Annotated in this window: 17 protein-coding genes; 10 read left to right on the top strand and 7 right to left on the bottom strand. The window is 51.8% G+C overall.

Annotated features, from left to right (window positions below):
* From SACSAC_RS03880 to SACSAC_RS03855, 6 genes are all read left to right on the top strand, one after another.
* The gene (locus SACSAC_RS03880; RefSeq protein ID WP_037283698.1) at positions 1-1,143 is read left to right on the top strand and encodes a cysteine protease StiP family protein; all 1,143 of its coding nucleotides are present in this window, start codon (positions 1-3) and stop codon (positions 1,141-1,143) included.
* Positions 1,140-1,973, top strand: a complete 834-nt coding sequence (locus SACSAC_RS03875; protein ID WP_037283695.1) for an HAD family hydrolase — start codon at positions 1,140-1,142, stop codon at positions 1,971-1,973. The genes SACSAC_RS03880 and SACSAC_RS03875 overlap by 4 nt, the downstream gene beginning before the upstream one ends.
* Positions 1,974-2,020: 47 nt before the next feature.
* Positions 2,021-3,079 (top strand): ATP-grasp domain-containing protein, encoded by a 1,059-nt coding sequence (locus SACSAC_RS03870; RefSeq protein WP_037283692.1) that lies wholly within the window; start codon positions 2,021-2,023, stop codon positions 3,077-3,079.
* A gap of 75 nt (positions 3,080-3,154) precedes the next feature.
* The gene (locus tag SACSAC_RS03865) at positions 3,155-3,925 is read left to right on the top strand and encodes a hypothetical protein (protein ID WP_051506842.1); all 771 of its coding nucleotides are present in this window, start codon (positions 3,155-3,157) and stop codon (positions 3,923-3,925) included.
* A 101-nt stretch (positions 3,926-4,026) separates the two neighbouring features.
* Complete coding sequence (locus SACSAC_RS03860) at positions 4,027-5,154, top strand: toxic anion resistance protein (RefSeq protein WP_037283689.1); 1,128 nt, start codon at positions 4,027-4,029, stop codon at positions 5,152-5,154.
* A gap of 57 nt (positions 5,155-5,211) precedes the next feature.
* Positions 5,212-5,490, top strand: a complete 279-nt coding sequence (locus tag SACSAC_RS03855) for a hypothetical protein (protein WP_037283686.1) — start codon at positions 5,212-5,214, stop codon at positions 5,488-5,490.
* A 49-nt stretch (positions 5,491-5,539) separates the two neighbouring features.
* Here SACSAC_RS03855 and SACSAC_RS03850 read toward each other — a convergent pair whose 3' ends face one another.
* The 6 genes from SACSAC_RS03850 to SACSAC_RS03825 form a co-directional block, all read right to left on the bottom strand.
* Positions 5,540-6,247: an AIM24 family protein gene (locus SACSAC_RS03850; RefSeq protein ID WP_037283683.1), complete on the bottom strand. Its 708-nt coding sequence runs from the start codon at positions 6,245-6,247 to the stop codon at positions 5,540-5,542.
* A gap of 13 nt (positions 6,248-6,260) precedes the next feature.
* A complete protein-coding gene (locus SACSAC_RS03845; protein WP_037283680.1) occupies positions 6,261-6,728 on the bottom strand; it encodes a hypothetical protein in 468 nt (155 codons plus the stop codon).
* 585 nt (positions 6,729-7,313) lie between these two features.
* Positions 7,314-9,008: a methyl-accepting chemotaxis protein gene (locus tag SACSAC_RS03840; protein ID WP_037283677.1), complete on the bottom strand. Its 1,695-nt coding sequence runs from the start codon at positions 9,006-9,008 to the stop codon at positions 7,314-7,316.
* 569 nt (positions 9,009-9,577) lie between these two features.
* Positions 9,578-11,800 carry an Ig-like domain-containing protein gene (locus tag SACSAC_RS03835; RefSeq protein ID WP_037283674.1) on the bottom strand — a complete coding sequence of 741 codons (2,223 nt, stop codon included), beginning with the start codon at positions 11,798-11,800 and terminating at the stop codon, positions 9,578-9,580.
* 163 nt (positions 11,801-11,963) lie between these two features.
* Positions 11,964-12,377, bottom strand: coding sequence for an ImmA/IrrE family metallo-endopeptidase (locus tag SACSAC_RS03830; protein WP_037291951.1), 414 nt, complete (start codon positions 12,375-12,377; stop codon positions 11,964-11,966).
* A gap of 60 nt (positions 12,378-12,437) precedes the next feature.
* Positions 12,438-12,845 (bottom strand): helix-turn-helix domain-containing protein, encoded by a 408-nt coding sequence (locus SACSAC_RS03825; RefSeq protein ID WP_037283668.1) that lies wholly within the window; start codon positions 12,843-12,845, stop codon positions 12,438-12,440.
* A gap of 339 nt (positions 12,846-13,184) precedes the next feature.
* Here SACSAC_RS03825 and SACSAC_RS03820 point away from each other — a divergent pair, with 339 nt between their 5' ends.
* The 3 genes from SACSAC_RS03820 to SACSAC_RS03810 all read left to right on the top strand — a co-directional run bounded on the left by SACSAC_RS03820 (position 13,185) and on the right by SACSAC_RS03810 (position 15,236).
* On the top strand, positions 13,185-13,691 hold the full coding sequence (locus SACSAC_RS03820) for an ArpU family phage packaging/lysis transcriptional regulator (RefSeq protein ID WP_211251328.1): 507 nt from the start codon (positions 13,185-13,187) through the stop codon (positions 13,689-13,691).
* 112 nt (positions 13,692-13,803) lie between these two features.
* Positions 13,804-14,340: an RNA polymerase sigma factor gene (locus SACSAC_RS03815; RefSeq protein WP_051506841.1), complete on the top strand. Its 537-nt coding sequence runs from the start codon at positions 13,804-13,806 to the stop codon at positions 14,338-14,340.
* Positions 14,337-15,236 (top strand): hypothetical protein, encoded by a 900-nt coding sequence (locus tag SACSAC_RS03810; protein ID WP_037283665.1) that lies wholly within the window; start codon positions 14,337-14,339, stop codon positions 15,234-15,236. The genes SACSAC_RS03815 and SACSAC_RS03810 overlap by 4 nt, the downstream gene beginning before the upstream one ends.
* A 169-nt stretch (positions 15,237-15,405) precedes the next feature.
* Here SACSAC_RS03810 and SACSAC_RS03805 read toward each other — a convergent pair whose 3' ends face one another.
* The gene (locus tag SACSAC_RS03805) at positions 15,406-15,648 is read right to left on the bottom strand and encodes a type B 50S ribosomal protein L31 (protein WP_037283662.1); all 243 of its coding nucleotides are present in this window, start codon (positions 15,646-15,648) and stop codon (positions 15,406-15,408) included.
* A gap of 574 nt (positions 15,649-16,222) precedes the next feature.
* On the opposite strand from SACSAC_RS03805, the gene SACSAC_RS27875 reads away from it, so the two are divergent.
* Positions 16,223-16,531 (top strand): hypothetical protein, encoded by a 309-nt coding sequence (locus tag SACSAC_RS27875; protein ID WP_156950939.1) that lies wholly within the window; start codon positions 16,223-16,225, stop codon positions 16,529-16,531.
* The last annotated feature ends 39 nt before the right edge of the window (positions 16,532-16,570 follow it).

Raw genomic sequence — 16,570 nt, 5'->3', positions numbered from 1 at the left:
ATGTCGAACCACGTATCGTCCAAACTGCTGCCCGTGCCTGAACGATTGGGGAGCTACAGCCCTGACGATGTTGTCTTTTTGCTGAAAAACTTAAGCGACGTGAATCTGGAGCGCGGAACCGAAGATCGCGAAGAAGCAATTCAAGGCGGCACGCATTATTCGGAGATGCTGCCGGTGGAATACAAGCCGACTGAGGATTATTTGAAGTTGTTCCACGAAACCTTGGAAGCAACGGCGCGAAAAGTGGCCAGGGACGCAGGCATTGTCTCGGAACGTTTAGCGGCCCGGCACGGTACGGACTTTGTGTTGGCTTCGCTGGCTCGTGCAGGGACGCCGATCGGGATTCTCATCAAGCGTTATTTCCGGGCCGTGTACGGAGCGGAACTGCCTCACTACAGCATCTCGATCATTCGCGGCAAAGGAATCGACGAGAACGCGGTACTGTACATGCTGCGCGAGCATCCGGGACGCCGCATTCAATTCGTGGACGGCTGGACCGGCAAAGGCGCGATTCGTAACGTATTGGCCGAAGCGAAAGAAACGATGCAAAGCAAATACGGCATCGAACTCGATGACGATTTGGCGGTTCTGGCCGATCCGGGGCGCTGCTCGGAAACGTTCGGCACTCGCGAAGATTTCCTTATCCCGAGCGCTTGCCTGAACTCTACGGTATCCGGGCTAATGAGCCGTACCGTGCTGCGCGACGATTTGATCGGACCGGATGATTTTCACGGCGCGAAATATTACGAAGAATGGCTGGAAGACGACGTATCCAATCTGTTCGTGGACGTGGTATGCGGCTACTTCGACGAGATTCGCGAAGAAGCGAAAGCGGAAGCGGAGCGGCTGGAAAATCTGCCGGAAGCGAATGTATCGAGCTGGCAGGGGATGAAAGATATCGCGCGCATCCAGCAGGATTACGGGATCGCGGACGTCAACTTGGTCAAGCCGGGCGTGGGCGAGACGACGCGCGTGCTGCTGCGCCGCGTGCCGTGGAAGATTCTCGTGGACCGTCTGGACAATCCGAACCTCCGCCATATTTTGCTGCTGGCCGAAGATCGCGGCGTGCCGGTCGAAGTGTATCCGGAATTGACTTACTCCTGCTGCGGGATCATCAAGCCGTTGAACGGAGGACAATCATGATCTTCGCAAGCGATCTAGACCGCACGCTGATTTATTCGAAAAAGGCGATGGGCGAAGCTTTCGGTTCGACGGAAGTCATTCCGGTCGAGTTGTATCAAGGCGAGCATATTTCGTTCATGTCGCCGGAGACGGCAAGATTGCTGATCGAGTTGTCCAAAACGGCGCTGTTCGTGCCCGTGACGACGAGGACGATCGAGCAGTATGAGCGTATTTTTTACATAAGGGAAACGTTTAAGCCCAAGTACGCCGTGACCAGCAATGGAGGCAATGTGCTGATCGACGGCGCATCTGATCCGGATTGGCAGCGTCATGTGGGAGAGGCGTTAACTCGCAGCGAAAATGCGGAAAAGGTCATAGAAGCCTTCGATCGCATTTCCTCGCCGGATTGGGTGAAATCCTATCGTCACTCGGATAATCTGTTCTATTCCATCATTTTGGAACGGGAGAACATGCCTCTGGACGTCGTCGAGGATTTTCGAAAAGAGCTGGCGGGCATGCGCTGGAATCTGTCCGTGCAAGGGCGCAAGATGTATCTGGTTCCGGACGGCGTGAGCAAAGGGGACGGACTGCTGCATGTGAAAGCTCTGGCAGGCGCTTCCCGTATTGCGGCTTCCGGCGATTCGCTGCTGGACGAAAGTCTGCTTAAGGCTGCGGATTATGCGATCGTGCCGAGACACGGAGAAATTTATGCGGCGTATATGGAGGCAGGCGTGTACACATTCACGGATCGCGACGGAATGGGCGCTGCCGAGGATCTGATCGCAAAGATTGCTGACTGGTTTGCTTTGCCTGTCGAGGAACAGGCTTCAGAAGCGTCAAAACTGCGCTGAAGCGAAACCCGGCGGCCTTTTGGAGCGTAATACACCGAAAAAGGAAGATGACAATGAGAAAAATATGGATGAATCGCTGGTTTTCCGTCGCTTATCATTATGTGAATTTGATTCGCGAGAACGAAGATGGAGAGCTTTTCGAGTTTTACGGGACGCATCCCAACATTGACCATGTCTCATTGGGAGCAAGCGACGTCAAAGAAGTCGAGCCGGAAGTCGAAGGCGAAGAATATATCGCGTTCTGCCTCGATTTTTGCAAACGGCACGGCATAGACTTGTTCATTCCGCGTTTGCATATGGAATTGATTGCGCAACATATCGAACGGTTTGAGGAAATCGGCACGAAAGTCATGGTCTGCGGCGATCTGGAATTGCTGCAAAATATGATGAATAAGGAAAAGTTCTATCGCTCGCTGGAAGGAAAAGGCGTCGTGGAAATTCCGGACTATCGGGTCGTGCGGACAGCGGAGCAGTTTGCGCAGGCTTACCGGGAATTGACGGAAGCGGGGGAACACGTCTGCTTCAAACCGACGGAAGCTGAAGGAGGCATGGGCTTCCGGATCGTGAAGGATAAAGCCGGCGATCCGCTGGAGGAACTGTACGGTTACGTGACGCTGGAGACGACCTATGAAGAGGCGTACCGAACGCTTTCCTCTGTCGAAAGCTTTCAAGATCTGATGGTTATGGAGCTGCTCGAAGGCGAGGAATACAGCATCGATTGCCTGGCGGACGCGGCGGGGAACCTGTTGACGGCCGTTCCCCGGCGCAAATCGGAAGGTCGCGTGTACCATCTGGAGTATTCGGAAGAACTCCTGGCGATCTCGCGCCGGATTGCGGAAAATTGCCGCATTCCCTATGCTTTTAACGTGCAGGTGAAGTACAATAAAGGTATTCCCAAACTGCTGGAAATCAACCCGCGCATGTCCGGAGGCTTGTACATCACCTGCCTGTCCGGCGTGAATTTCCCTTACCTTGCCGTCAAATCGGCATTTGGCGAGACATTCCCGATGCCGCAGCCTCAGTTCGGAATCAAAGCGAGTTACGTAGAGCAAGCCGTAAGGCTGGACCCTGTTCGCGGCGAGGCGGGAACGCCCGGCCTCAAGTAACTTGTCTGGATAGACAAGCGACCAAAGCGGACATGGACGGCTTAGGCTCGGCCATCAAGCTGGAGGTGTTAAGGCATGATTGATTATATCAAACGTTACGGTCTGGCTATTACGGCCTTTATCGCGGGTTATGCGCTTACGATTGTCGGGAACGATTTTTTGCCTGTTTGGATTTCGGCATTGATTCCCGGCGGCGCGGTATTGCTGAGCATCGGCGCGTTCAAACGTCGAAAGCCCAAGCCAACCCCGATCGACGTGTCTCCGCAATCTCAGCCGCAGCCTGAAGTGCTTCCGCCGAGCGGAAGACGCACGGGCATTCCGGCAGTCGATGAGGCGGTAGAGCGCCGTCTGCGCGAGGAACAGGCTGCTCAGCGTGAAGAAGAGAGTCGGAAGGCAGCGGCTGCTGCCGCGAATCCTCCGGCACCTCCCAAGCCCGCCGCGGAACCTGACGAGATGTGGGACCCGGTTCACGAGTACATCTCGGTGATCGAAGAGCTTATTATTTCGGAAGGACAAAAAAACGCGCTCGATGATGAAATTGTCGAAAAGACGATGTCGCTCTTGGCCCGAATCTCCCGTCTGATTCCTCAACTCAAGGAGTTGAACGACAGCAAAGTCAATCATAATATTCAGCGTCTAGTCTTCAAAGACCTGAACGGCGCGATCAATCCCTTTCTGAAGCTAAGCGGCGAAGCCAAGCGCAAAAACCGCCGACTGTTGCTGGACGGAATCAAAGACATCAATTCCCGGCTATCGTTGTATGTAGAGACGATCGAGCATCGCGACTTGATCGAGTTGCAAAGCCGGATCGACTTAATCCAGCAGCGCTACCGGACTTCTGATTAAGGTTCGTTTCATCTTCGACCCCTCCGGGCAAGAAGATGAGACAGGCCCGCGATAAGCGACAGTATTTGTCTACGCATACCGGAACAAAAGGAGGAACTTTTATGTCGATGAATCTTGCGGTAGATTTGAAAAAAGACGATGTAGCCAAAGTTGAGCAAGAAGCGAAGCAGGTTATTCAAAAAGTCGCGAATACGGATAATCTCCAGCTCGACGAGCTGATGGATCAGATCGGCCGAATGGGTCAACGCACGATGGAAAAGGCAGGCCAGTCGCTCGAAATGCTTCAGCGTCCGGTCAACGATATGGTGTCCGGCAAGCGTTCCGAAGTCGGCGGCAACATTTTGCGCCTGCGCACCGAGATCGATTCGCTGAGCAAGAGCAAGCAGTTGGGCTTTTTCGATAAGATCATGCGCAAGACGCCGCTCAAGAACTACATTTACAAGTATCAATCGGTCAAAACAAACGTCGATGCCATCGTCGTATCGCTGCGCAACGGCAAAGACACGCTTGAAGAAAACATGGCGTATATGCGGAACCTGAAGCGGACTTCCATCGAGGAAGTATACAATCTGCAAATGCGGATCGCGATGGGCAACCGTCTGAAGACGTTATTCGAAGAAGAAATCGCCAAGCCGGAGAACGCCGGTCGCAAAACGACATTGGAGCGCGGCCTGCGCAAAGTCGTAACGCGTATCCAGTCATTCACGGAAATGATCATGTTGTATCAGCAAGCGATTGCCGGCACCGATATCATTAACGACAATAACGACAAGCTGATCGACTCCGTCGATGCGACAATCGATAAGACGCAGCATTTGATTACGGTGTCGGCGATGATCGCGATGGCTCTTCAAGATCAGATGGAGACGATCGAAGCAGTCAACACGGCAAATCAGACCCTTCAGAACATGTTCGAGGAAAACTCGCGCATGCTGAAGGAAACAACGCAAAAAACAAACGAACTGCTCGGAAAACCGGCCATGCAGCTTGAAGCGGTGGAACGTGCGATGGGCGATCTGTTCACGGCTATGGATCTGTACGAACAATCCAACCGTACGATCATCAAGTCGGCAACGGAGCAAACCGGTCGCATGACGGAGATCAACAAAAAGATGAACGACCGTCTGGGTCTGATGCAAAGCGGGGGTTCAGCAGAGCCTGAGCGCGTCACAGCCGGACAACAGGGTGAAGCACAGCGGTTGCAGTCCATTTCTAATTTGCTGGATTAAAAAGATTATAAGGCCTGTTTGGCAGGCATGAAGACGAGAGAGGGAGGACTGCGTGGGATGAACATCAAGATCCTTAATGCACGTATGGAGCGCAGGGAAGACCAGAGCTACATGGGGAAGGTCGAAGCGGAAGTCGTGGGCCACAAAGAGCCTTACGAGCTGACGATCTACAGCAAGAAAGGGGATGCGTGGGAGTACAGCCTGCATTTCTTGCAACAACCGGGGCCGGAGGAAGAAATTCTGGCGTTCGAGGAACATATCGAAAACGATGACGAAGCCTTTGACGTCATGGTTGATGCGGCTTGGGATTCGATGGAGCCGGAAGAAGAAGCTTAAGAAAAAGAGCCACCTTGACCGCGTATGCGGCGGAGTGGCTCTTTTTGTTCTATTTAATAAAAATATTACCGAAAGGAATCGCTTCGCGCAGAATGCGCTTGACCAGACCGTCGTCTTCCATATGCTCGCGAAGCTCTTGGCTGCGCGTGCCGCCCGCCTGAAGCAGCACATGACCGCGCCCGGTCATTTTCCAATGATAGTTCATATGCTGGCTGGCGAGGTGGTTGCCGTAGACGGCGAGGTCCAGCTTGGCGTTCTCGGGATAGGCCAAGATGCTTCCGGCGTTGACGAACAGGGGTTCTTTCTCGTGCAATTCGGCTTGGAATACGGTGCCTTGGGTCATGATGCCAATCTGTCCGTTACCGGAAAACTTCATTTTAATCGCGTCCTGGGTGATGAGCATATTTTTCAGCTTTAATATGCGACTCTTCATCTCAATGCCGTCCGTATAAAAAAATAATTGGCGGAAATCGTACAGCATATCGCTGCCTCCGGATAGATCGAGCATTTGCAGGCCGAAGCCGGCAGGCAGTACGGCGGTGAAGGTGCAGCGTCCTTTGAAATCAGCGCGGATCAGCTTGCGTTTACGCATCATGCGGCTGATTTCCAGCAGACGGTCGCTCCGCCCCCGGGGATCTCCGCGGTAAGACATGACCTGCTGGGGATGCAGGATATGGACGCCGTCGTCGTGTTCAAGCTCGAACGTGTAGGCTTGCGCACCGAAGGAGTCGCCGGATTGTTCATGGATGATATTCATGCAAGTCCTCCGTTCATCGTCTGCCGCGCAGGCCGAGACGAAGCACGCGAATAAACAGGAAATAACCGACGAACAGGCCGATCAGAACGAAAATGATGATTTTCATGGTTCGTGCGCTGCGGTCGCGTTCTTCCTGTGCCGCATTCAAGGCCGCGACGGTCTGCTGAAGCTGTTGGTTTTGCTGGTCGAGCCGTTGATTTTGTTCATTCAACTGGGTAACCTGATCCCGATAACCTTCCATGTCTTCCCGATAGCTCTGGATATCGGATTTAGCGTCTTCAAGCTGATTTACGGTTTCCTGGTAACTTTGCCGGAGTTGATTGACTTCGCCCGGAAGCTGTCCGAACATTTCCAGCCCGTTGACGAAGTTGTCGAACGGCTCCCAAGCATGCGCTTGACGTCCGGCAGGGAGAAGCAGCATTCCGACTAGCAAAGCGACAGGAACGCATTTACGCCAAACAGGGGCAAATTTATGCTTCATTAAGAACAATCACCTCAATTTAAGAAGTCGGTTCGTGTGCGGTCTGCGTGATGACAAGCGACCGCTTTATGCAGAAGATGTTTGATAAGTAGGTCAATCGGGTATAAATAAAAAACGAGCGGGCGGCGATTTAAGTCGGCGTACCCATTTCGTGAGGAGATTCGCCCTAAGTTTGTACGTCATTAAGTGTACCGAAGTTTCCGATTAAACACCAATTTCGGATAAAATCCCGCTTGCGTCCCAGCCATCCCGGATCTCTATAAATATACCTATTATAATCATCGAACTGGAGCGAACCGATATGTATACAACAAACTCAACTTTCAAAAAGATCACAGTTACTTTAAACGGAGAGCCGGTAGGAAACGGCCTTCTTCTGGATAGCGTGACCTTTCGCCCGGTGAACGCCGAGGCTGCAAATAGCGAGACTGAGCATGAAACATCTTCCAAATCCTAATATCCGCTGCGTTATGATCGTAAAAACGCTGCTCTTCCCGTATCCGGTGCACAATCGGATGCGAGGAGAAGCAGCGTTTTTTTATGAAAAATTTAAGGGGGTTATGTAGGATGCCGCTCGAAGCCCGATCAGATCTTGAATCGACCTACCAGCGTGAACAGGTCTTCGGATAGATGCGAGAGCATCGTGGACGAAGCCTGAATTTCCTGCATGGAAGCATGTTGATCGCCCGAAGAAGCCGCCAACAATCGCGCACGTTCATGCGTATCGTCGGCAATCGAGGCGCTAAGCCGGATTCGCTCCGAGACGGAGTTGGCGTCTTCCGCGAGACGCTTGACGTCGATCCTTGCGGCACCGGCATTTTCTTTGGAGATCGACCAGGCACTTTGAATGGCGCTGAACGATACCGAAGCCGAGGCGAACTTCTGAGTGCCGCGGTCGGCAGCAGAGGATACGGAGACCATCGCACCCGCAGCGGATTCAATTTGACTCAGCGTGGATTCGATGATGCCATGGATTTGTCGAACCGCCGATCCGGAGCGGTCCGACAGCTTGCGAATATTGTCCGAGACGACGGCGAAGCCACGTCCGTGCTCGCCTGCGCGAGCGGCTTCAATGGCTGCATTCAAGGCAAGCAGCTGCGTCTCTTCCGAGATTTCCGTAATCACGCCCAGAATTTGGCGAATCTCCTGCGAATGTGAGCGCATGTCTTCGATCGCAATCTTTAATTCGCTTAATGCGGCCCCTGTCAGGTTCAATTGGTGAGCAGCTTGATCCAGATCGCCTCCGGCCGTACGCGAGTGGCGTTCCGATTCCGAGGCGCTATGTGCCAGATCTTCCACGCGTCCCAGTACCTGTTCAGCAAAGATCGTGATTTGATTCAATAGGTCCGAGCTTTCGGCCAATGAGCTGCGTTGCAGCGAGGCTTCTTCTTCCAGACCCATCGCAACATCGTGAATCCGTTCCCCGGCGGAACCTGTCTGTCCGGCACTTGCCGTAAGCTGCTCCGAAGCGGAGGCGACTTGATGCGAACTGTCCCGAACCTCCGTCAAAATGTTGCGGAAGCTTCCGGCCATCGCGTTAAAGTCGGAAGCGAGCATCGCTGCCTCGTCACGCCCTCGCACCGGGATCGCTTTTATGCTGAGATTGCCCTGTGCCAGCAAACGCGTCTGTTCGGACAAATGAACAACAGGAGAAATCATTCGACGGACGATGAAATAAACCGCAATCAAGGCGATGGCGAGCAAGATCGCTCCGATCAGCAGCGGGAGTTCAAAGACGGAGAGCGTGCGTTCCTGAATAATCGAGGAATCGAAGTTGATTGCCATTAAAGCGATTACCTTTTGATTTTCGCCTTCACCGGAATAAATAGGGCCGTAGCCGGTTTTGAGTCCGACTCCATCATAAGCGTAGACTTTTGAGTAGACGCCGTGCGACATGGTCGTTGCCATTTCCCGATCTTCATCGGTGAAATGGAAGTTGTCTCCTGCCTTGTAGCCTCGTTCTCTGAGATTGGAGTCGGCAGCGAGGATTTTTCCGTCCACAGAGAGAATAAAGGCTTCTTTGAAGATCGGTTTGTGTTCATGAATCCAGTCGATTTTGTTTTGGATTTCTTCCAGTTTGGAGGTATCGCCTGCGGCCAGTGCTTCGACATCGGCAGGAGCGACCAGCCCAGTCGTAATATTTGCACAACCGACGAGCTCGATCCCGACGGCTTCGTCCACTTGTCCGTAAGCAGCTTGGTAAGCCAGCAAGCCAACAGCTAATCCGATCACGAGAAATAAGGATACGATAGCCGTCGTGATTTTTCCAGCGAGTTTCATAATCGATGTAATCCCCCTCTAAATAGTACGTTGAACAACGTCGTGCTTACCGCTGCCGTCATTGAAAAGGGATAAATCGGAGAGGGCGAGGGGATTGGAGTCGAGTTGTCGCACGTTCATATCCTGCAAGATTGAACAAACAGTTGCTGTGACAAAAATCTCAAAAAGGCTCAATCTTATGATTTAAATCAGTATCCGAAACCATAAAAACCATATTTTATTTGTATATTGACGGGACTGGAGAGTTTGCAATGATACAGGAAGAAGGTGAAAAAGATTGAGAGGTGAAAGGCGAATCCGATTCGAATGTTGGAGCACTGAGGCTGATATCGAAGTTGAAATTGAGGCGATGTTATTAAATTGCTGTTTATCTTACTTCCCATTATAGCGAGTTCGACTAGACTGTCTGGGAGGGAATTGCGGCTAAAAATCGAAAAATTGCAATCTAAACGTTTCTTTTTTCGAATGTTTGGAAGTAGGGAATCTCTATGCAAAAATGCCGCTCCTTCCGAAGAAGGAACGGCATTTCTTTTATGAATCTGCTCCCTGACAGGAAGCCGTGAAAGTTGTTATTTCTTCACCGTTACCGAGATCGTCACGGTCTTGTTGCCGAACTTGCCTTTGATCGTTGTTTTGCCTTCGGCCACGGCCGAGATTTGACCCGTAGCCGAGATCGTGGCTACGGACGGCTTGGAGCTTGTCCACGTCGTTTGCGCCGCTACATTGGCGGTGGCGCCAGTATCATACTCGGCGGTAACGATAACGGTCTTACCCGCACCTGGAGCAAGTTTCAGTGTTTTTTCGTCGACTGTGACTTTTTTGAGTTTAGGTACGACCGTCACGTCAACCGAGACAGGGATGCCTTGATACGAACCGCTCAAGGTTGCTTTGCCTTCGGATACTCCTTTTACGGAAGTTGTTGCGATTGAAGCAACTTGAGGGTTGGAAGATTCCCAGCCTACTTTGCTGCCCAACGAGATTTTGGAGCCGTCAGCGAAGAAGCCGGTAACCTTGATCGATTTGCTGGATTTGATATTGAGTTCGATCGAAGTCGGTTCAACCACGATCTTGGTAATCTTTTGTTCGATCTTCACCGGAACGGTGAGCGACTTGTTCAGGTAAGTGCCTTTCAACGTTGCCGAACCTTTGAGCAGGCCTTTGATTTCTTGACCTTGATCGGTTGTCTTGATCACGGCATTCGTGCCGCTGACGGTCCAGGTAATCAGCGAAGAAACGTCTTTCTCTTGGCCGTCTTCCCAAACTGCATTCACGGTCGGCAGCTCGGAGGAATCGCCGATGATTAGGTTCAGTGCTTCGTCCGGTCCGATCAGAACCAAGATTTTTTCATTGACAGTAATTTTGAATTCAACTTTTTTGCCTCGTACGGAAACGTCGCCCGAGGGCGTGTTTACGGAAGTGACGTCAGGCAGAGAAGCGGTCAGCGTAACGGTACCTGCCGACTTCGCGATCACTTTGCCATTTTCAATGTAGGCAATCTCTTCATCGCCCGAGGTCCATTTCACGTCGTTGCTCAGATCCAGCTTCGAATTGTCGAGCTTTAGCGCATTGACCTTTGGAAGAGTCTCCGACTCGCCCTTGTACAGTTCGGTTTCGGTCTTTGTCGCTTCAAGCGACTTCAGCGTCGGATAAACCGTCACTTTGATTTCTTTGGAAATCCCGCCGTAGTCTGCTTTGATCGTGGTGCTGCCTACAGCTTTAGCCGTAACTTTGCCGCCGTCGACGGTAGCGGCCAACAAGCTGCTGGACGTCCACTTGGAAGAAGCGGATACGTCGAGCGAAGAGTTGGCGCGGTCGCGAACTTCCGCTTTCAGATCAAGCGTTTCGCCCAGGAAGATCGTTGTCGCTTCGGAAGGAACCAACAGCAGGGCTTCGTAAGGCGAGCGCACATAAACGTCCAGCGTGCCTGTTACGCCCAAATATTGAACCGTAATCGTAGCTTTGCCCGCAGCTTTTACGGTAAGAGCGCCTTTTTCGACGGCCACGACGGATTCATTGGAAGTTGCCCATGTAGCATCGGCCGTAACATCATGCTCTCCGCTGCCGCCGGCAGCCGGAGCAATGGATTTCAACTTGATTTCATCGCCGACGATCAATTCAAGATCCGTTGCTTTTCCTTTGTCGTCGCGGATTTCAAGAGAAGAATAAGGCAGGGCGACCGTGGCTTTAAACGTGCCTGTTTGACCTTGGTACTTGGCCGTGATCGTTGCCGTGCCTTTGCCGACCAGCGTGATTTGTCCCGCTTCGACCGTCAATACGGAAGAGTTGGAGCTGGTCCATGTCGCGAGCGAAGTGACATCCGTTACTTTGTCTTTGGCTTCGCCGCCTGTCAGCGAGGCTTTGATTTTCAAATCGTTTTCGGAATCGCCCAGTTGATATGTACCGCTTTTGACCGGTTCAAGGGCGAGCTTGGTATACGGATACGAAGCTGCGATTTCTACCGTTGCGACCGCGCCTTCGTAAGTGGCCGTAATCATTGCCGTGCCTGTATCTTTCGGCGTAACCAGACCTTTCACGACTTGCGCTACGTCTTCGTCGGAAGAGGTCCATGCTGCGGTTGCCGTAATATCCTTTTTGGAAGTCGAGCCTTCGATGGTTGCATAAACCTTCAACTGTTTAGCCGATTGGCCGATCACCAATTCTTTTTTCGTCGCGTCGTCGAACGAAATCGAGGTGACGTCTCCCGTGGCGGCAAAAGCATTCGCTGGGAACGCAATCGCGGCAATCATAAGCAGCAGAGCCAGGGTTCTCATCACTCTTTTTTGTCGGATCATGATCTTCTCCTTCAATAAATAAGTTTTTTAAATCAAAGTGGAGGGCGGGTTCAGCCGTTCCGTCTTCTTTATTATCGGAGAAAAACCCCGGAACGTTACGTTTTGAATATAAAAAAATGGAAATGGGCAATATGTCCTAATTGCTTCCGGAACGTATGTTCGATCATTGGACAAAAAAATAAACGCATTCCGCCGGAATTCCGCTGCGCAGCAGAAAACGTTCGAACGATTCGCCGGGAATCGGTTCGGTCTTGCTCGTAAGCAGCAGCATGGCGAAGCGATTGGCTTGACGTTCAAGCTTGCCCGCGCTGAAAAAAGAATGCTCCTCGATAAAAAATCGATTCACTCCTTTATGCAGGCGGTCATGCCCGAGCTCGTGCGCGCAAACAAAGTTCCGCCACTCCTCGGGAAGCTGTTCGTTGATCACGATAAAACGCCTGCGGAGCTTCCGGTAATAAAGCCCTTTGGTCGATTTGCCGAGGTCCATGTAGCGGATATGTATACCGAGCGATTCAGCCATGGCGAACGGATCGGTCGTGCGCGTCATGCGGATAAGTCGGTTGACGAGTTCGTTCATTGAATCCACCGTCCGTGCCCTCCTTTGGCGGAATATTCGGAATTGGAAGTAATCAGACGATCAGCTTTTGCGTTTGTTCATTTGCTTGGCTTCCCAGAAAAGGCCGGTCAGCACGTCCTTGATGCGCTGCTTGTCTTCCCGGTCCAACGGGATGCCGTCGAACATCAGCTCGCCGTCTTCTTCAAGCATCTTTTTGAAATCCCGCTTGTCGCGCGAACTGGCCCATTCCGGCGTTGACCCTTCATTGGCATCGGGCAAATAACCGGCTTCGTTCATCATTTCTTCGTACGGAACGCCGAGCGCTTGCGCGATCTTGGTGATCGTCTGCGGTTTGGGCACGCCCCGGAGGCCATGCTCGATACGGGAGATCTGCGACGTGCTGACACCCGCAGCTCCGGCCAGACGGTTAATGCTCCAGCCTTTGCGTTCGCGAACCTGTCTCAAATAACTACCGAATCGCTTTTCCATGTGCGCATCCTTCCTCGCTTCGTCAATTTAGGGCATGTTTCGAAACTCGGCAACATATCCTTTACCGTCTTTTCGCCCGGCGTTCCCTCTCTGTTTAATATACCCAATATCCGGTGCCGGGTAAATGCGTGAACCAAAAATATTGCCAAAAGGCGGAAAATGCGAAAAAATTCATGTCCGGCAACGATGTGGAAGAAAACGTCAAAATGGTTCTTTACGAGTTTGGAAAAGATGTGGTAAGGTTAAAATATGAATACGAACAAGATGCGAACATAACCTTAAATAAACAGAGTTTTTTGCTTTAAATATTGCCAAAAGACAATAAGGGGAGAGATGAACATGGATGCCACATTGAATTTGCCCAAGCTCGATCGCCGAACAACGCAGGCTGCCGTCGAGGCCGCCATGGAAAAATACCGAATTTACAAAACGATCACGTTCGAGGAGCGAGAAGCCCGCGTCACCTCTTCTTATAACGAGACCCCTTCGGGTTACACGGGGACAACCAGCGACTCCACGGCTCGAACCGCCATTTATAACGTCGATATGCCGGCTGCCCGCGTCGCTTACTGCGAACGGATCGAGCGGATCGTGGAGCGGTTGAATGACCGGGAGCGGTTGCTGCTGCGCGAACGTTATATGAAGCAGGACGACGTATTCGACTATAAGGTGTACAATCACGTGTTCGACCCGCCGATCAGCAAAGATACCTATGTTAAAGTACGCACGAGTGCTTTTTACAAAATGGCTCTGACGCTGTCGGCAATGGGATTGATCGAGCTGGATGAATTATTGGCAAAGACGTCGGAGAGTGGTCGCGGCAAAGGGGAAAAGAGACGGACTTGATCGACTGAATGCCTAAGAAAATACCGTCGCGTTTTAAAAATTGAGAATTTTTTCGGGAAAAAGGGAACGATCTTCGCTCTGTTTTGTCTAAAAGGGTAGAAGAGGTGAGCAGATGGATAAGATGAGAGAGCGTCCGGACGCGAATATGCAGGCTGCCGATCCGGATACCGTCATACGCGCTCATTGGAGCGAGGTGTGGAAATATCTCTTCTTCATGACGGGGAGCCGCTCTACGGCCGATGATTTGACCCAGGATACCTTTGTGCGGGCGCTCCGCGGATGGAAATCTTTTCGAGGAGAGTCTTCCGTCAAAACGTGGCTGATGACGATCGCGCGGCACACGTACATCAACCACAAACGTTCCGCGTTCGTGCGCCGGGTACTGCCTTTTTCAAAAGTAGAGCAGGGCGGCACGGAAGCATCGGCGGAAAAAGCCTATCTGGCCGAGGCGGGCGAGCGGCGTATATGGGAGTTCGTGTTCCGGCTTCCGGATAAATTGCGCGAGACGCTGCTGCTCGAAGCGCATTACGGCATGACGGCACGCGAAGGCGCGGAAATGCTGGGCATCCCGGAAGGCACGTACAAATCCAGATTGTCGCGGGCGCGAAGCCGGATGGAGCGCATGATGAATGAGGAGGAGCAGGCATGAACCGATTCAATGAACCGGATGACGGTCGGGAAAAGGGACAAGATCGGGACGGGCGGCCGAATTGGTACGATACGCTAAGCCGCGAGCCGGGGCGCATGAGCAAAGAGCCCACGCTCGCGCAAATGCGCAAGATCAAGGAGGAATCGACGATGGCAAAGACATATGCACCGACACGGAATAAAGGGAAAACGGCTCTTGGAGCGATAGTAGCAGCCGGGGTGATTTTCGGAGGCGTGTGGGGAGCGAATTCTGCGGGGTGGCTGGACGGAGGAATGCCGAACGCCGCGCCGACGCAGGTTGCCGGGCAGGCACAGAACGGTCCGGGATCGGGCGGAAGCAATGCCGGGGGCGCGGTAGGCGGCGGGCAGACGGAGGAGCAAAACACGCAGATGTCCGCAGAGGCGGCGGCCGAGGAGGAAGCCCGGAAAGCGGCGGAGACGTTCAAGCGGGAAGATTTAACGGTAACGCAAGCTCAACTGGATGTGTTCAAAAGCGAATTTCAATCGGGAGACGAAGACGGAGAAGGCATGCTCGCTTGGATCGGAAGACGTCATGCAGAGTTGTCTCCGTACGCGGAGAGCGAATTCTTGACGATTTATTTTAACAACCAAGCAGGCAATATGCCGTATCATGTAGCCATAAGCACGGAATCGGAGCTGGCAGTCGAAAATATTGAAATGAAGACGAGAAGCGTGGACTTGGAGAAGGAGCAGGCCGTGTTCGATTATACGCTGGATATCGTGTTCTCCGGCGATCATGATCCGCTTCCCATGAAAGGTTCGATCCGCATGCAAAAAGGAGAAAACGGATGGAAAGTGCTAAAGGATACGCCGCAAAAAGCAAGCTATCTGGAATTTTATAAGATCGCTTGGCCGGAGATGGCAGGCAACGAATAAAATTCAAGCAGATCGGATTCTATCTGAATAAAGAAAAGCCGCGATTCCCGTTTCGGGTGTCGCGGCTTTTGCGTTCTGCACAGAGAAACCTTGCGAAAAAGGGCAAAAAAAACAGGCGTCGGAAGATTCCGCTGCCTGGTCGTAGAAGTTCGCTTGCGCGAGCTTGATCTTACAGGTTGTATTTCTTTTTGAAACGCTCGACTTGGCCGCCGGCGTCAAGAATCTTCTGTTTGCCAGTGAAGAACGGGTGCGAATCGGAAGTGATTTCCACTTTGATCAGCGGGTAAGTGTTGCCGTCTTCCCAAGCTACAGTTTCATTGGATTTACGAGTCGAAGCGCTCAAGAACTGGTGTCCTGTGCTCGTGTCCATGAATACTACCGGTTGGTAGTTAGGGTGAATTCCTTGTTTCATCTATTTTCAACTCCTTCTTAAAATAATCAATAATCACATACACTATATAGTAGCATAGGGCAAGCATCTTGACAATATTGAAATATGGAGAAGCTGTTGAATTTGTTTGGGAGGGAGGTAACAGGGCGACAAATCGTACATCTTATATAGAAGAAAGACGAAGCAGCTTGACCCCATTTAAAGTAAGGATGGTCAAGTCAGTAGGTTGAGAAGCCAGTCTGGATATCGCGGATTAGAGAAGTTTAAGCGGCTAAAAAACAGCAGAAATCCCGCGGTTATAAGGTTTGTAGAAGGGATTCGCTCTTTTTCCGCCCAAGGCTCGTCTTTTTTCCTCCGTTTATCGGACAAAAGTCGGACGCTTCACCGTCTTCGTTTGGCGAAAAAGGCGGTAAGATTATATCATCGGGAAGTTGAGCGAGAGGCCGGGCGCCGAAAGCTCAGAGAAGCTCATATCCGCTGACAAGACGGGTGCGGCCCTTGCGGGCGATGCAGCCGTTTTTGTCATGCAACAGGCGGCGCGAACAGGATCTGGCAAGACTCCCGAAAACATAAGTCTAATTTAGGAGGAATTGAAATGGCAGAAAACCCATGTCCGATTTACGCACAGCATCAGATGAGATCCCAAGGCTTTGCTTCTGTAAAAGATGAAAGTGGTGCAAAAATTAATCAACTTGATGGTGGTGGATGGTTTAAATGTGGTTGTGGGGAACGATTTATTAGCTGGGGAAGCCCGCAATCCCGACTGCCGATTGTTTATTATGCTACTGAAGGAGCTATTGTTGGGTCTAATGGTGCAAGTACAGGAATTGGAGCATTTACGGTAAAACGGAGTCTCGTTCGCTTTACTGAGTCGAACACTCTTCCAGGTTATATGTTCCTTTAACTTTCCTAAAAGTAACAAAGCGACCGGCACTCATCTTTT

Origin of the sequence: Saccharibacillus sacchari DSM 19268, assembly GCF_000585395.1 — a bacterium.
GTDB lineage: Bacteria > Bacillota > Bacilli > Paenibacillales > Paenibacillaceae > Saccharibacillus > Saccharibacillus sacchari.
Note: the sequence above shows the minus strand (reverse complement) of the source record. Positions and strands in the feature narration are given on the sequence as shown.

Excerpts from the sequence above, each read along its gene's own strand:
- SACSAC_RS03880 (WP_037283698.1), top strand. The coding sequence starts at position 1 with ATGTCGAACCACGTATCGTCCAAACTGCTGCCCGTGCCTGAACGATTG.
- SACSAC_RS03875 (WP_037283695.1), top strand. The coding sequence starts at position 1,140 with ATGATCTTCGCAAGCGATCTAGACCGCACGCTGATTTATTCGAAAAAG.
- SACSAC_RS03870 (WP_037283692.1), top strand. The coding sequence starts at position 2,021 with ATGACAATGAGAAAAATATGGATGAATCGCTGGTTTTCCGTCGCTTAT.
- SACSAC_RS03865 (WP_051506842.1), top strand. The coding sequence starts at position 3,155 with ATGATTGATTATATCAAACGTTACGGTCTGGCTATTACGGCCTTTATC.
- SACSAC_RS03860 (WP_037283689.1), top strand. The coding sequence starts at position 4,027 with ATGTCGATGAATCTTGCGGTAGATTTGAAAAAAGACGATGTAGCCAAA.
- SACSAC_RS03855 (WP_037283686.1), top strand. The coding sequence starts at position 5,212 with ATGAACATCAAGATCCTTAATGCACGTATGGAGCGCAGGGAAGACCAG.
- SACSAC_RS03850 (WP_037283683.1), bottom strand. The coding sequence starts at position 6,247 with ATGAATATCATCCATGAACAATCCGGCGACTCCTTCGGTGCGCAAGCC.
- SACSAC_RS03845 (WP_037283680.1), bottom strand. The coding sequence starts at position 6,728 with ATGAAGCATAAATTTGCCCCTGTTTGGCGTAAATGCGTTCCTGTCGCT.
- SACSAC_RS03840 (WP_037283677.1), bottom strand. The coding sequence starts at position 9,008 with ATGAAACTCGCTGGAAAAATCACGACGGCTATCGTATCCTTATTTCTC.
- SACSAC_RS03835 (WP_037283674.1), bottom strand. The coding sequence starts at position 11,800 with ATGATCCGACAAAAAAGAGTGATGAGAACCCTGGCTCTGCTGCTTATG.
- SACSAC_RS03830 (WP_037291951.1), bottom strand. The coding sequence starts at position 12,377 with ATGAACGAACTCGTCAACCGACTTATCCGCATGACGCGCACGACCGAT.
- SACSAC_RS03825 (WP_037283668.1), bottom strand. The coding sequence starts at position 12,845 with ATGGAAAAGCGATTCGGTAGTTATTTGAGACAGGTTCGCGAACGCAAA.
- SACSAC_RS03820 (WP_211251328.1), top strand. The coding sequence starts at position 13,185 with ATGGATGCCACATTGAATTTGCCCAAGCTCGATCGCCGAACAACGCAG.
- SACSAC_RS03815 (WP_051506841.1), top strand. The coding sequence starts at position 13,804 with ATGGATAAGATGAGAGAGCGTCCGGACGCGAATATGCAGGCTGCCGAT.
- SACSAC_RS03810 (WP_037283665.1), top strand. The coding sequence starts at position 14,337 with ATGAACCGATTCAATGAACCGGATGACGGTCGGGAAAAGGGACAAGAT.
- SACSAC_RS03805 (WP_037283662.1), bottom strand. The coding sequence starts at position 15,648 with ATGAAACAAGGAATTCACCCTAACTACCAACCGGTAGTATTCATGGAC.
- SACSAC_RS27875 (WP_156950939.1), top strand. The coding sequence starts at position 16,223 with ATGGCAGAAAACCCATGTCCGATTTACGCACAGCATCAGATGAGATCC.